This is a genomic window from Halodesulfovibrio marinisediminis DSM 17456 (genome assembly GCF_900129975.1).
Taxonomy (GTDB): domain Bacteria; phylum Desulfobacterota; class Desulfovibrionia; order Desulfovibrionales; family Desulfovibrionaceae; genus Halodesulfovibrio; species Halodesulfovibrio marinisediminis.
Genome location: NZ_FSRG01000003.1, coordinates 161,423 through 176,429, shown reverse-complemented (window position 1 = coordinate 176,429; position 15,007 = coordinate 161,423). Strand labels below are relative to the sequence as shown.

At 45.6% G+C, this 15,007-nt stretch carries 10 protein-coding genes; 4 read left to right on the top strand and 6 right to left on the bottom strand.

What is annotated here, in order from left to right; all coding sequences use genetic code 11:
- The first annotated feature begins 183 nt into the window (after window positions 1–183).
- Window positions 184–3,387 (top strand): DEAD/DEAH box helicase, encoded by a 3,204-nt coding sequence (locus BUR09_RS00845; protein WP_074215079.1) that lies wholly within the window; start codon window positions 184–186, stop codon window positions 3,385–3,387.
- 90 nt (window positions 3,388–3,477) lie between these two features.
- Here the strand turns inward: BUR09_RS00845 and sucD are convergent, their stop codons facing one another.
- The 6 genes from sucD to BUR09_RS00815 all read right to left on the bottom strand — a co-directional run bounded on the left by sucD (window position 3,478) and on the right by BUR09_RS00815 (window position 11,401).
- Window positions 3,478–5,586: a succinate--CoA ligase subunit alpha gene (sucD, locus tag BUR09_RS00840; protein ID WP_074215078.1), complete on the bottom strand. Its 2,109-nt coding sequence runs from the start codon at window positions 5,584–5,586 to the stop codon at window positions 3,478–3,480.
- A 512-nt stretch (window positions 5,587–6,098) separates the two neighbouring features.
- The gene (locus BUR09_RS00835; RefSeq protein ID WP_074215077.1) at window positions 6,099–6,755 is read right to left on the bottom strand and encodes a lactate utilization protein; all 657 of its coding nucleotides are present in this window, start codon (window positions 6,753–6,755) and stop codon (window positions 6,099–6,101) included.
- Between the two features lie 4 nt (window positions 6,756–6,759).
- Window positions 6,760–8,121 carry a tetratricopeptide repeat protein gene (locus BUR09_RS00830; RefSeq protein WP_074215076.1) on the bottom strand — a complete coding sequence of 454 codons (1,362 nt, stop codon included), beginning with the start codon at window positions 8,119–8,121 and terminating at the stop codon, window positions 6,760–6,762.
- Window positions 8,111–9,451: a histone deacetylase family protein gene (locus tag BUR09_RS00825; RefSeq protein WP_074215075.1), complete on the bottom strand. Its 1,341-nt coding sequence runs from the start codon at window positions 9,449–9,451 to the stop codon at window positions 8,111–8,113. The genes BUR09_RS00830 and BUR09_RS00825 overlap by 11 nt, the downstream gene beginning before the upstream one ends.
- Window positions 9,452–9,507: 56 nt before the next feature.
- The gene (gene tmk, locus BUR09_RS00820) at window positions 9,508–10,164 is read right to left on the bottom strand and encodes a dTMP kinase (protein ID WP_074215074.1); all 657 of its coding nucleotides are present in this window, start codon (window positions 10,162–10,164) and stop codon (window positions 9,508–9,510) included.
- Between the two features lie 178 nt (window positions 10,165–10,342).
- A complete protein-coding gene (locus BUR09_RS00815; RefSeq protein WP_074215073.1) occupies window positions 10,343–11,401 on the bottom strand; it encodes a 3'-5' exoribonuclease YhaM family protein in 1,059 nt (352 codons plus the stop codon).
- Between the two features lie 299 nt (window positions 11,402–11,700).
- On the opposite strand from BUR09_RS00815, the gene surE reads away from it, so the two are divergent.
- The 3 genes from surE (at window position 11,701) to gap (ending at window position 14,925) form a co-directional block, all read left to right on the top strand.
- Complete coding sequence (surE, locus tag BUR09_RS00810; protein WP_074215072.1) at window positions 11,701–12,459, top strand: 5'/3'-nucleotidase SurE; 759 nt, start codon at window positions 11,701–11,703, stop codon at window positions 12,457–12,459.
- Window positions 12,460–12,973: 514 nt separating this feature from the next.
- Window positions 12,974–13,897 (top strand): class II fructose-1,6-bisphosphate aldolase, encoded by a 924-nt coding sequence (fba, locus tag BUR09_RS00805; RefSeq protein WP_074215071.1) that lies wholly within the window; start codon window positions 12,974–12,976, stop codon window positions 13,895–13,897.
- 26 nt (window positions 13,898–13,923) lie between these two features.
- Entirely contained in the window at window positions 13,924–14,925 is a 1,002-nt protein-coding gene (gene gap / locus BUR09_RS00800; protein ID WP_074215070.1) for a type I glyceraldehyde-3-phosphate dehydrogenase, read from the top strand.
- The last annotated feature ends 82 nt before the right edge of the window (window positions 14,926–15,007 follow it).

Genomic DNA, 15,007 nt, shown 5'->3' with positions numbered 1-15,007 from the left:
CATCAGATAGAGTATCTTGAGTTGATACGGAACTAGATATTTCAGACGGTAGAAGTAACGCTAACAAACTTCTACCCTATTGAAAACTGATTGAATTTTGAATAACCATATGCCCCTCTTGCTATAGGGTAACATAGCAGGACGCTGTAACGGCGTTACATACTCCACAAGGAGCTTTTTTAGATGGATGAGGCTTCCGCAAAAAAACTGCTTCACGAATTGGTATCAAGTACCATTCCAGAATATATTATCGAAGGTTCCCAATATCTTTTAGACTCCGGCGGAGTTCAGAAGATTAGTGTCAAAAAGGGGGACGGATACTGGGACATCTCCGGTACAGTGCAGGGTGAAGATTTTCAGATTTATTCTCCGAAAATCTCACTGGATTTCCATGAGAATTCCACAAACTTCATCTGCAACTGTCCTGAGGCATTTTCCGGTGCGTGCCGTCACGTCGGCGCTGCTGCACTTAAGTTCATCCCTTCTCTTGAAGAAGGTGGTGCTGCTGAAACTGCGCCTGCAAAGCCACGCTCTGACTGGAGACAGAATTTCAGGTCTTACTTTGCAACCGAGCTTGAGCCAGAAGCCGGTAGACATTACCTTCTTTACCGTTTTCACCCAGAACCGGGCAGACTGCAGGTTTCGTTCTTTCGTGCGAGACAGAACAAATCCGGACTGTCCACCGTACATAACGAAATTACAATCCAGCAGATCCTTGACCATCCGGACTGGCACGAACAAACTCCGGGTCTTGCCGAATTGCTGGAACAAGTCGGTAAATACAACGACTACTTCGGACATCGTGTAGAGATTCCTGACGGGCTGCTCACATGGTTCCTCTGGACTGTTAAGAACGAGTACTACTTGTTCTGGCAGGACACAGATAAGCCATGCCGTATTGAAACCACTACAATGCAGCTTAAGCTCAAGCCAGATCTTGAAGAAACCGGTCTCTCCTTTGCTGTAATGATTGAAGGAAGCGGCAAGCAGCCGTTATCTATTACAGAAGAAGATGTCAGCTTCCATGGTCAGATGCCATTATGGGTTTGCTGGAAAAAGGGTTTCCACCCTGTTCACACAACTCTGGACTCCGTACTTGTTCAGGACCTTGTGCAGCATCCGCCACACGTAAGCCGTGACGATATTCCGGAGTTTCTTGACCGAGTCTGGACACAATTCCCGACTTCCGACTTGCACGAGCCAGAGAAGTTTCTGGAGCACATGGAACCAATCTTCGTTCCAGGTACATACAACCCGAAACTTTTCCTTGATGAAGAAGGCTCACTGCTTACACTGGAAATTCAGAACTTTTACGAAACTATTCATGGTGAATTCCTGCTTCCGGGACCTAACCCTGAATTTATGACAGGCAGTTACTCTTTCGAGGGCACAACATACCTTATTCGCCGCATGCAGGACGAAGAGGCAAAGCTCGCAGAAGAACTGCTTGATATGAACTTCCAGCCACGTAACAACCGTATCTGGTTCCTCGAGCCGGAAGAAGCTATTACCTTCCTTTTGGATGCGTACCCTAAACTTATTGAGCAGTACCGTGTATACGGTGAAAAAGCGCTCTCCAAGTACAAGGTTCGCCTCGCCACTCCGGTTATTAACGCCACGGTGGAATCCAACGAAGAAGAAAAATGGTTCTCCCTCGATATCGAAGTTGATTACGACGGTCAGAAAGTTCCAATCGACCTTATTTGGAAGGCGTGGTCTCAGGGCAAACGTTATGTTCAGTTGAAAGACGGTTCAGACACCAGCCTGCCAGAATCATGGCTTGAAAAAGTTGCACACAAACTGCGTGCTATGGGCCTTGATCCGGAAAAACCACCACAGCAGCGATTTGAGCAGTACGAAGCGCCTGTACTGGACAACCTGCTTGATGATCTTCCTGAAGTTGAAACAGACGGTTTCTGGGATACTCTGCGCGAGAAAATTCATACCTTCAAAGAGATTGCCATGGTTAAGCAGCCAGACGGTTTGCAGGCAACACTCCGAGGGTACCAGCAGCAAGGTCTCAGTTACCTTAACTTCCTGCGTGAATACGGTTTTGGCGGCATCCTTGCTGATGAAATGGGTCTTGGTAAAACTATCCAGACTCTGTCCTTCATTCAGCACATGGTCGAGCGTGGTGATACCGGCCCTAACCTTATTGTTGTACCGACCTCTGTTCTTCCTAACTGGGATCGTGAGGCATCTAAGTTCGTACCTGAACTTAAGCGTCTTATTATTTACGGTACCCGTCGTGAGAACATGTTCAAACAGATCAATGACTCCGATCTGGTTGTAACAACATACGCCCTGCTTCGCCGTGACCTTGAAGAGTTACAAAACTACGAGTTCAACTCTATCATTCTTGACGAAGCACAGAACATTAAGAACCCGAACACCATCACAGCCCGCTCTGTTCGTAAGATCAACGCCAAGCAGAGACTCTGTCTCTCCGGTACCCCGATTGAGAACAACCTCTTCGAGCTGTGGTCTCTGTTCGAATTCCTGATGCCGGGCTTCCTTGGCTCACAACACGCTTTCCAGCGTGGTATTGTGAAGCCAATTAAAGATGGTGACGTAGAAACAATTGAACAGCTTCGTACCCGAGTAAGACCATTTATCTTGCGTCGTACAAAGTCAGAAGTGGCAAAAGACCTGCCGCCTAAAATTGAAAACGTTCAGTACTGTGCGCTTGCCGAAGAGCAGGCAGAGCTTTACGGCGCTCTTGCTGCCAAGCTCAAAGAACAGGTTATGTCTGACGTGGACGAAAAAGGCATGGCAAAAAGCCAAATGTCTATTCTGGATGCACTTCTCAAGCTTCGTCAGATTTGTTGTCACCCGCGCCTTCTCAATCTCAACATGCCTGGATTCACTACAAACCTGCCTTCCGGTAAGTTTGATGCATTCAAGGACATGATTACTGACATTGTTTCAGAAGGCCATAAAGTACTGGTGTTCTCACAGTTTGTATCCATGCTGCATATCATCCGCTCTTGGCTGCAAATTGCAGACATCCCGTATGCGTACCTCGACGGTACATCCAAAGACCGTTTCGATCAGGTAGACAGGTTTAACGAATCTCCGGATATTCCTATCTTCCTTATTTCCCTGAAAGCAGGTGGTACTGGTCTTAACCTTACAAGTGCTGACTACGTTATCCACTACGACCCTTGGTGGAACCCTGCTGTTGAAGATCAGGCAACTGACCGTGCTCACCGAATCGGCCAGAAGTCTCAAGTATTCTCATACAAAATGATTTGTCAGAATACTGTTGAAGAAAAGATCCTCAAACTTCAGGACATGAAAAAAGGTGTTGCAGACTCCATCATTCCAGGTAAGGAAGCATGGAAATCTCTCACCAGAGACGATCTTGAAATGCTGTTCGAAATCTAGTTCGGCAAAAACAAGCGATAAAAAAAGGGGAACCTGTTGGTTCCCCTTTTTTTATCCACAAATAATGTGTAAAACTCTACCAGACACAAACTACACAGCAGACTTCGCCTCAACTCCTTCCAAGACACTACCAACAAGCTCTGGGAGCTGAGCCAAATCCGGACTGATAACAAAACCTGCATCCCGCATAGCTTGAAGTTTGCCCTCAATCCCGCCTGTTTTTTCATCAAGAATTGCACCAGCATGTCCAAGTCTTTTTCCCGGAGGAGCCGTACGGGCAGCAATAAAGGATACTACCGGCTTTTCAAAACCTGTCACTTTTACATAGCGGGCAAGTTCTTCTTCTGCAGCCCCGCCAACTTCACCAAGAATCAGTACGGCGTGCGTATTATCATCATTACGGACTAGCTCAAACAAGTCAGTAAAACTTGTCCCTATAAATGAATCACCGCCGATTCCGACACAGAATGATTGTCCAATTCCAGCTCGTGAAAGTCTATCCGCTGCTTCATAAGTTAATGTTCCGGATCGTGAGAAAATTGCTACGTTGCCCTGAGTAAAAACCTTGGCAGGCATAATGCCTATCTTGCACTGCCCCGGGACAATAATTCCCGGCGTATTTGGGCCAATTATCCGAGTCTTGGAACCTGCAATTTCCTTCAACGCAGACAACATGCTGGCCTGAGCAATTCCTTCAGTAATGCAAATAACCCACGGAACATCCTCCGCAGCGGATTCAGCAACCGCATCAGCAGCGAATCCGGCAGGGACAAAGACAATTGAAGCATCGATACGATGATGTTTCTTTGCCTCATGGACAGAGTTATATACGGGAATTCCCATTACTTCCTGCCCGCCTTTGAACGGTGTCACGCCAGCAACAATATTTGTTCCGTACTCCTGCATCAAAGCGACATGCCGCTGTGCAACCTTGCCAGTGATACCCTGAACAAGTACCTGAGTATCTTTATTAATCCCCAGAACATTAGCGATGCCTGTGCGAGTAAACGAAGGCATAGTAGAAGGTAACGCTTCTTTATCCAAAACAAAGTCAACCGTTGGAGCACCTACAGGTTTGAGGGAATGCAATGTCTCAAGCGCCTCGTTCATCTCTTCCGCAATAAAGACATTTTCAACGGATGCTTCCTGCATTAAGGCACGTCCTTCCTCAGACTCAAAACCAGCCATGCGGATAACAATAGGTTTTGGCGCAGGCTTTCCACCTAGAACTGCTAACAACGCTTTACCAACTTCCTTACAGGAAACAATTCCACCGAAGAGGTTGATAAACACAGCCTTCACATCATCGTTTCCAAAAAGAAGATCAAGGGCACGTTTAATACGTTCCCTGTCTGCAGCGCCTCCCAAGTCCATAAAGTTTGCAGCTGTTAATCCATTGAAATTCAACAAGTCCATTGTTGCCATGGCAAGTCCTGCACCATTCACCAGAATACCTACCCAGCCTTTTAGCTCCACATAACTGAGCCCAGCTTCACGAGCGATATTTTCTTCATAGGAATGATGCTCAGGAGTATAGTATTCCTCCAATTTATCCGGATAAAGGTCGACCATGTTGTCATCGAGTTCAACCTTACCATCAAGCGCCATCCATTCCCCTTGCTTTGTAATAACAAGAGGGTTGATTTCTGCCATAAGCAAGCCGAATTTCGTTACGAGGCCATATAGTTTTTTCACGAGATCACGGAAACCGGCATAATGCTCTTTAGTTACGCCGAGTTCAAAAAAAGCAGCACGCAAGTGATGATCTTTTAAACCAGAAAGAAGGTGTACCCGCTGAATCAACGGTTTTGCAGCCTTAGTGGAATTTTCAACTTCAATTCCACCGGCAGAACTTACTGTGAAGAGAAGGTCTTTGCGCTCACGGGAGAGCACAAAAGAAAGGTAGCACTCTTTTGCAATATCAGTTGCCTGCTCCACACGGATAAAAGGAACTGAATTGCCTTTAATGTGCATGTTGAAAATCTTATCAACTTTTTGGTGAAACTCTTCCGGATTGTCAGCCCGCAAAATGCCACCAGCTTTTCCGCGTCCGCCTGTCAGCACCTGTGCTTTCAGGTACCAAGGTGGACTCATGTTTTTGGGAACAGTTACAGAGTCAGGTGTTAAAAGAGTTCCCTCAGGGGTAATAATTCCAGCCACGCCAAACAACTTCTTGCTCAAATGCTCGTTCAGAAACATGGTGCTCCGTCCGTAAGATGCAAATTATCAGTCATCAAGTCTTGGAACCATTTGCTGGACAAGAATGTTCGTGTACGGTTTCCCATACAGGTCGGCGATAAGAAGTAATCTTCCTTTACTAAATGCAGCTTCGACCACTCCTATGTAGCCAAATCAACAGCAATCAGCATGTGCCCCTTACGCCCTTTTCCAGTAATGCTCCTCCCTCCGCATTGCTGGGACGTAGTCCGACCAACGTTTCATAATAGCCTAACAGCGCTCACATCCAGCATCCTCAATTGGCACGTACTGAATTAATCCAAAAAGAAATACAGCACGTGGACGTATGTCCGCAGGGACAGTCCATACGGCACTCAATGCATGTACAGCTCGTTGCCGTACAACCGGAGTCATACTGAAACAAAACAGCATGACAGGATATCGGAAATCAGCAGTGCGTTGCCAGCATCGGCAGCCGCACTGCTGTCATCGTCTGGAATCAGTTACGTTTCTACCGGAAATTTGCCTTCAGGCTAGAAGCCGGCATCTTCGTTGATTAACACAATCTTAATGCGCTTTGCAGGGAAAGACTTTTCAGTGATAGTCCAAATATTACAAATGCGCTGCGGGCTGGAACAATCCATACAGTGCCCTGTCTTCTTACAAGGGGTCTTCATATCCAGTCGCATAGTGTTAACCGGTGCTGCATAGTCTTTAACACGGTACATTGCATCATCTACAGTTTCCACCAACTTGTTACGGCTGATAAACAGCACAACATGCTTAGGACCAAAGTTTAATGCTGCGACACGGTTACCTATCATATCAAGGTTTACAAGCTTACCGCATTCAGTCACAGCGTTAGTGCCTGTAAGGAAAAGATCTGCCAGCAATGCCTGACGGCGAAGCTCATACTTCTCATCATTCGGCAGTGACTTATCATACGTGTCGAGAACATCTAAAGACTCGTCAGCACGCACTGCTTCAACAATGCCAGTTTTCATCAACGTAGCGGAACCACCGAACGACACTGTCTTAACACCTTCAAGAGAAGGCATTATCTGCTCATCAAAAACTTTTTTTGCATCAGTAACTGAGTCTGCCATGAATACATCAAAGTTATTCTTCTCAAGAGTCTCTTTCAGTTCAGCGAGACGTAACGTCCAATAAGTATCAATCGGGTTTGTCATAGTATTAATCCATACTGGTTTTAAATGACCGACTCTCAGCATACAAAGCAAGTCGCTTCTCGTAATTAGTAAGCTGGTAGTTTGGTAATCGATATTCAATTCCACGTGTTAACGCTTCCTGCTGGGTAGCTACAGCCTTATCAAATTCATTGGAAGCTGCATATGCGGCAGCCAATGAATCTAAGACTCGAGGATGTCTCTTGCTTCGTTTAACTATAGGTAGCAGTAGTTCTACAGCACGTTTTCCGTCGCGGACTGTATCAGAAGGACAAGTAGCCAAAAACCATCCTGCCTCATTCACTGCTGAAATAGAATTCGACAAAAGTAGGATTTGCTCCATATCTTCTTTAGCTAATACATAGTTTCCCATATCTTGTTGTGTCTGCATTCTGGAAACAAGTAACCGAGTATCACTAGGCGTAGATTTGAGTCCTGAATTCAAATCCTTCAATGCAGCAGCAAGGTTTCCTGTAGCGCGCCACAATGCGGCACGGTTCAACAACGCTTCAGAATAGGCATCATTAATGGCCAATGCGCTATTGAAATCACTGAAAGCAGCATCCAGTTTTCCTAAAGCAATTCTGCAATAGCCTCGATTATTATAGGCGACGGCATTGCTGGAATCCAGTTTAATCAGCTGAGTGTACATAAGTTCGGCTGCAGAAGACTGTCCCAACTTTTGTAAAAGCTGAGCCTGCGCCATGATCAAATCAAGTCGCTCCGGCTTCAACGCAGCTGTCTTTTCCATCCAGAAAAACGCGGTTCCGTATTCACCTTTGTTAAAAGCAATCTTGTACAAGTAATACACAGGCTCAAATAAATTTGAGTCAAGAGTATGAGCCGTTTTCAACAATGGTTCAGCTGCATTATAGTCTTTCATCAAGTATGCTATGACACCACGAGCCGCAGGAATAATCGCCTGCTCATCACCGTACTCTTGCACCTCTCTCAGCACATCATTCGCAGCAACAAACTTCTTCCTGTGCGCATATGCAATAGCACCAAGTCCATGAGCTGTTACATACTCTTTCTGCTTTTGTTTACGAAGAGAGTTGTAACGATCAAGCTCACGTTTTTTTCGACGCTTCTCTTCAACATCTACAATAAGAGAGGAATACTGTTTAGCTTTCAAATCCAACGTAACAAACGCTTTGGTATACTCATCAAAGGTTATTGAAACCTGACGCCATTTACGCTGCGTGTAAGCATCCTGCAAGGAACTATAAAGAGCGTCATTTTTATCAAGTTGCTGCTGCACTTGCGGTGTCACAAACCCGTTTGCCGACACAGGAGAATTTATGCCTAAACAAAAACAAACGGCGAGGAGCAGAGCTCCCGCGCCGTTATATATTCTTTTAAAATCCATACCGCATGTACTCCTTGTCCCTGCGGTTTATACTTTGAATAAATCGGTATTTTTCATTGGCGCGCGCCTGTTTCAGCACTTGTCGCCCAATTTCACGGCATCGATCACAAGCCCCTACTGGAACCTCTACACCGAGACTCAGAGGATTAACAGACGACCACGTTTCAAGACGTAATGTTCCTGAGCAATCAGGACACAAGACCACGGATTCAATTTGGCTCTCACTGATCCCGTCCGTATCGTAATAGATATCCTTGGAACGAACGATGAAATCTCCATCGCGCTCATATCCTGTTTTTTTCACCAACGCCTCAATGTCCGGCGTGGTGGATGCAAAATATCCTTCAAGTAATTCTCTGGAAAGATTCTTGATATATTCTGTTACTTGCGGTGTCTGTGCATAGCGCTGAGGATCAAAATCAGGCTCTGCAACATGCTCGTAATCAATCCCTGCCATCGCAAGGCAAATACCAAGGTTCACATACGGCAACGCACCCTGAATAGAGTAACCACCTTCGAGCACGGCAATATCCGGATTCAACATTTCGTTCAGCTTCGCATAACCGCGTGCTGAAAAATTCATGTTTGTGATAGGGTCTGAGTAATGGTTATCCTGACCTGCTGAATTGATAATAAGATCCGGCTTAAAATCATCCAGCACAGGCAACACGACATTTTTAATCGCGTACAAAAAACCTTCATCTGATGTATTAGGCGGAAGCGGGATGTTCAATGTTTTACCATAGGCATTAACGCCGCCACGCTCAGCAGGAAAACCACTGCCCGGATACAACGTTCTGCCATCCTGATGCATGGAGATAAAGAGCACATCCTTATCGTTCCAGTAGACATCCTGCGTGCCATCACCATGATGACAGTCCGTATCTACAACGGCAATTTTAAGCGGACCGTATTTTTCACGAATATACTCAATCATCACGGCTTCAATATTAATATTGCAAAACCCGCGTGAACCATGAACAGACTTCATAGCGTGATGCCCCGGAGGACGAACCAGCGCAAAAGCTTTGTCCTTTTCCCCTTCCATCACCAACTGCGCAGCACGAATAGCACCACCGGCAGAGATCAAGTGTGATTTAGTGCACACACTTTCCACATTGGGAAAACAAAAATGTGTGCGCTCCACATCTTCCAACGAAGCCACCAGCGGCTTGTATTCAGAAATGCCTTCTATATCGAAAAGCCCTTCTTCACGCAGTTGATCCTGCGTGTACAAAAGGCGCTCTTCCCTTTCTGGATGAGTCGCACTAATCGCCCAGTCATATGCGGGGAAAAAGATAACCCCTAAAGAATTTTTTGCTCGCAGCATTAGCTCTCTTCCGCTTATTTTTTTCTGTTACGCATTAATGATGCGGCAATAATTGTCTAGTCAACACTCTCTGTTTTCATCATCGCAATAGCGGTACGCATACAATCTACGACTTGTGCAAACACTTCATCAGGAGTTACAGAAGCATCAACAACCTTAAATCGCTTATTGTTCAAGGCTGCCCATGTTAAATATCCTTCACGCACGCGGGAATGAAAGTCTATTGCTTCAGCCTCAAAGCGTCCTTCAGCACGGGAAAGTCCCTGCTCAATATTACGGGAAAGAGCACGACGTAATCCAATTTCAGGCTCTACATCAAGTAACAGGCTAATATCCGGCCACAAGCCTGTTGTCGCAACTTCGTTGAAAGAATGCAGCAAATTCGGATCAAGTCCACGACCATAGCCCTGATACACAACTGTAGAGTCTGCGTAGCGATCGCACAAAACAACCTTTCCAGCTTCAAGAGCAGGTTTAATAACCTGAGAGACGTGCTGTGCTCTATCAGCAAGGTACAAGAACAATTCTGCTTCGCTGGTAATGTCGGTATTTTCAGCATCCAACAACAATGCACGAAGAGTCTTACCAAGTTCGCTACCGCCCGGTTCACGGGTCAACACAACTTCATAGCCTTCAGATTCGAGCCATGCATGCAGCTTCTTCAAGACGGTACTTTTACCGGAACCTTCCATTCCTTCTAAGGTAATAAACATACTGTATCCTTAATTATGCATTCGACGAGTCGGTTCATTTTCTTTATCCGTAATCTCTCATTCCTCAAGGACGACTAGATTTCCGACAGGCAGAGAGCGCCCTGCCCCCGTCTCCCCTTAATCGCGAATAACATTTAATTGCTAATTTCTTTTACGAGCCTGACTCACAGACTGCCTGCTAAAACTCACCATCAGAAGAAACTGGAACCTTAAAAGCACCTTCGGAAAGATTCGTAACAGGAGAGTCTCTAAAAATTTTAGTAGGATCTGGAGTCGAATGAGGTTTAAATATAAAACGTCCCAGCGTATTCTGGTATGGTGTCCAGCCTGTTTCACCGTCTTCAAACTCGCTGAACAATCCACGAAGCTGTGCAAGCTTTGCATCAATATTATCAGCGTAATGAAGTACAAGTGCTTCAGCTGTAGCAGGAAGAACAGGAGACCCCCACTCTCTCTGACCATGATGCCCAAGAATTAAGTGCTTAAAGTGCATCTGTAATTCAACAGATAAACCAGATGCCGCAAGATACGGTTCTACTTTCTCCAAACCAATGTTGATATGCCCGATAAGACGTCCTTCGTCAGTATAATCTTTCACAAGACCGGCACTCAGCTCCCATGCTTTACCGATATCATGGAAGATAGCTCCGGCAAGCAATACCTGACGATCGAGTTCATCATACTGATCACACAACTTCATGCACAGCTCAGCAACAGACAAGGTGTGTTCAAGCAAACCACCTAGATAAGCGTGATGGACATTCTTTGCTCCAATTGCATTTTTAAAGCGGGTGGCAATTTCTTCATCAGCAAGAGCAGACTGAACAAATGTAAGCCACGGAGCATGTGTAAGAACTGAAGAACACAGGGTAATAAGGTCTGCATACATATCATCTGGATGGCGCTCTGAAGCGGCAACAAAATCACCCATATCAAGTTCAGCAGTATCTTCAGGTGTGAGTATTTTCATATGTTCAATATTCACATCTAAAATATCACGGTATGTGCTGGCACGACCTTTAACTGCTAACATCTGGCCTGCAGCTATTTCCGGAAACTGCTGAGCAAGCGGGCTCCAGATTTTTGCTCCGATTGAACCTGTCATGTCAGACAGCTCGAGTCTCCAATAAGGACCATTACGCGCCTGCGCGAGGGTAGCCTGCGTAATAGAAAAGATGGAAAGCACTTCGTCATTATTGGAAATATCTCGAACAAATTGTATTTTTTTAAGGTCCATTTTATACCCTGAAGAAATGAAAATTCGATATTTAAAGCTGACCGTGGTTACACATGCAGCCCAAAAACGGTCATGAGATCGAAATATGCGATGCATCACAAGCTCACTTTCATAAAGCTAACCTGTGGTGGAAACAACTAGACTTGTACCTGACGTAATACGGAAGAACAAACTCTTCCTGTCACAAACATAAAATACAGGTATACTTCTATCATTAACTAAAGATATGCTTCCTGTTTTTTAAAGAAGTTGTCAAACGATTTGACGGTTGTAAATACAAGCAATTACCAGAGGTTGTTATGATTATTGCACTTACAAACGATGACGGAATTCAAGCACCGGGATTGCGTGCCATGTACAACGCGCTGATTAATGCAGGCCACACGGTCCACTGTGTGGCACCTGTTTCAGAACAGTCTGCAGTAGGTCACGCAGTAACCCTTTCCATGCCGCTTCGCGTCAAAGAATTCCACGAAAACGGTTTCCGCGGCACTGGTGTTTATGGAACTCCTGTTGACTGCGTCAAGCTTGGGTTACGCAGCCTTATTGAAGATAAAATTGATCTCATTATCTCTGGAATTAACGCAGGCGCAAACGTAGGACCGGATATTCTGTATTCCGGAACTGTTTCTGCTGCTACTGAAGGCGCCAGCACAGGCTACCCTTCCATGGCTGTTTCCTTTGATAATTTCAGACCTGATGACTTGTCAGAACAGGCAAAATTTGCTGTTGAAATTGCAGAAAACCTTCCGTGGGATGCCCTACCCAAACGCTGTGTTGTAAACCTGAACTTCCCTAACCTGCCGATGGACAAAGTTAAAGGGCTACGAGTCTGCCCACAGACAAGTGCGACATGGAAAGATTGGTATGTACATAAAACTGACCCGCGTGGTGGAAGCTATTGGTGGCTGGACGGTAAAATTCCACCAGAAGATGTTGCAATGGGTACAGACCGAGACCTGCTGTCAGAGGGATACGTAACGCTGACACCATTGAAATTTGATTTTACAGATGAACAAACCATGTCTGCCCTCTCTGTCTTGAACATGGATCAATAGCCAATACAGCACTGCAATATTTAACAGTACGTGATTATTAAAAAAGAGTACCTTTTGTGCCGTGCCGCTACTTTCTAACGCAGCACGGCACAATCTTTAAGAAAAATTGAACAGTACTCCCAGTGATGAATGGTACATTTAACGATTGTTCACAAAATTATTTTAAAGAAATATGCAACTAGCTATTGCAGTTTGTTTACTTTGCTTTTATGAGCACCACGTGTAAAGTACACATGTTTGTCGTCAGTGTGTTTTTTCGTCTACACGACTGACTCGTAGATACTAACTAGTGCTTATCCATTTTTGCCCTTTGAGCCGTTCTGTGCGGTGTTTTATTGCACCAGTAGTGTAAACGGTTAACTTCTTGGTCCGCCCCATACGCGCCCATGGTCGAACCCATCTTTTAGTAGCAAAGTGGCACGGTTAAGCTTATGTTTTTCTATTAGTAATCATGGAATTATGGTTCTTATACGTAATATCATGACTACCATAATTTTTTTTGAGGAGGTTATTTATGCCACTTACCGGTACTAAAGAGATGTTTGCCCGCGCATACAAGGAAGGCTACGCAGTTGGTGCGTTTAACGTAAACAACATGGAAATTATTCAGGGTATCATGGAGGCAGCTCAGGAAGAAAAAGCTCCTCTTATCCTGCAGGTTTCCGCAGGCGCTCGCCGTTACGCAGGTCAGACTTACATTAAAAAGCTCATCGAAGCTGCTCTTGAAGAAACTGATCATCCACTTGCTCTGCACCTTGACCATGGTCAGGACTTTGAAATTTGTAAACAGTGCATTGACGGCGGCTTCTCTTCAGTAATGTTTGATGGTTCCCACCTCGACTTTGAAGAAAACATCGCTATTACCAAACAGGTAGTAGAATACGCTCATGAACGTGGCGTTGTTGTTGAAGCTGAACTTGGTCGTCTTGCAGGTGTTGAAGATGACGTTCACTCTGAAGAGTCCATTTACACCGATCCTGATCAGGCAGTAGAATTTGTAGAGCGCACCGGTTGTGACTCTCTTGCTATTGCTATCGGAACCAGTCACGGCGCATACAAATTCACCGGCGAAGCACGCCTTGACTTTGAGCGTCTTGAAAAAATCACCAACATGCTCCCTGAGTTCCCAATTGTACTCCACGGTTCTTCTTCCGTGCCTCAGGAGTTTGTTGAAATGGCAAACAAGTACGGCGGAGACATCGGCTCTGCTAAAGGTGTTCCGGAAGAGTTGCTCCGTAAGGCTGCCACTTACGGCGTTTGCAAGATCAACATTGACACCGACATCCGTCTTGCAATGACAGCAGTTATCCGCAAACACTTTGCAGAAAACCCATCTCATTTCGATCCACGCCAGTACCTCAAGCCAGCCCGTCAGGCTGTAAAAGAAATGGTTCAGCACAAAATTAAGAACGTGCTGGGCTGCTCTAACAAGATTTAACACACTACCGCTTAGGGAGCTTTCTCATGGCTGTGAAGCTTGGTATCAACGGTTTTGGTCGCATTGGCCGCTATCTCGTTCGTCTTCTCGTTAACGACCCAGAACTTGAAGTTGCAGTTATTAACGCACGCGCTGACAACGAAGCTCTTGCTCACCTTTTCAAGTACGACTCCGTTCACGGAACCTTTACTGGAGAAGTTGAAGCTAACGAAGAGGGCTTTAAAGTAAACGGTAAGCAGATTATCGTTACACGTTGCGCACGCGGCGAATGGAAATGGGGCGAACTCGGGGTTAACATCGCTGTTGAAACCACCGGTACCATTAAAGACCGTGACGGTCTTGCCGAGCACATTGCTTGTGGCGCTAAGAAATCTATCATTTCTGCACCAGGCAAAGACGTGGACGCAACCATTGTTATGGGCGTAAACGAAGACATTTATGATGCTGAAAAACATCACGTTCTTTCTAACGCTTCCTGCTCCACAAACTGTCTTGCTCCGGCAGCAAAGGTTCTCCATGAAACCTTTGGTATTAAACATGGTCTTATGACAACCATCCATGGTTACACTATGGGTCAGAGAATCCTCGACGGTTCTCACAAGGATCTTCGCCGCGCACGTGCTGCTGGCGTATCCATGATTCCAACAACCACTGGCGCAGCAAAAGCTGTAGGTCTTGTTCTTCCTGAACTTCAGGGCAAACTTGACGGTATGGCTATTCGTGTTCCAGTTCCTGATGGTTCTCTGATTGACCTTACCTGCACCGTGGAAAAAAACACCACTGCAGAAGAAGTTAACGCAGCTTTGAAAGCAGCAGCTGAAGGTTCTTTGAAAGCCAATCTCGGCTACTCTGACGAACCTCTCGTTTCCGTTGACTACATCGGCGATACACACGGCGGCGTAGTAGACGGTCTCAGCACAAGCGTAATGGATGGTAACATGGTTAAAGTTCTCGTTTGGTACGACAACGAAGCCGGCTTTACCAACCAGCTCGCTCGCCTCCTCAGAATGGTTGGCGCTTCCCTGTAGACTCATATGAGTTTGAAATTAAATAAGCCCGTTGCATCAGCAGCGGGCTTTTTTTGTTATGTCCCGTCCTGAAATAATATCT

Coding starts and splice junctions, on each gene's coding strand:
- BUR09_RS00830 (WP_074215076.1), bottom strand. CDS start 8,121: ATGGATTTTAAAAGAATATATAACGGCGCGGGAGCTCTGCTCCTCGCC.
- BUR09_RS00815 (WP_074215073.1), bottom strand. CDS start 11,401: ATGGACCTTAAAAAAATACAATTTGTTCGAGATATTTCCAATAATGAC.
- tmk (WP_074215074.1), bottom strand. CDS start 10,164: ATGTTTATTACCTTAGAAGGAATGGAAGGTTCCGGTAAAAGTACCGTC.
- gap (WP_074215070.1), top strand. CDS start 13,924: ATGGCTGTGAAGCTTGGTATCAACGGTTTTGGTCGCATTGGCCGCTAT.
- surE (WP_074215072.1), top strand. CDS start 11,701: ATGATTATTGCACTTACAAACGATGACGGAATTCAAGCACCGGGATTG.
- BUR09_RS00825 (WP_074215075.1), bottom strand. CDS start 9,451: ATGCTGCGAGCAAAAAATTCTTTAGGGGTTATCTTTTTCCCCGCATAT.
- BUR09_RS00835 (WP_074215077.1), bottom strand. CDS start 6,755: ATGACAAACCCGATTGATACTTATTGGACGTTACGTCTCGCTGAACTG.
- sucD (WP_074215078.1), bottom strand. CDS start 5,586: ATGTTTCTGAACGAGCATTTGAGCAAGAAGTTGTTTGGCGTGGCTGGA.
- BUR09_RS00845 (WP_074215079.1), top strand. CDS start 184: ATGGATGAGGCTTCCGCAAAAAAACTGCTTCACGAATTGGTATCAAGT.
- fba (WP_074215071.1), top strand. CDS start 12,974: ATGCCACTTACCGGTACTAAAGAGATGTTTGCCCGCGCATACAAGGAA.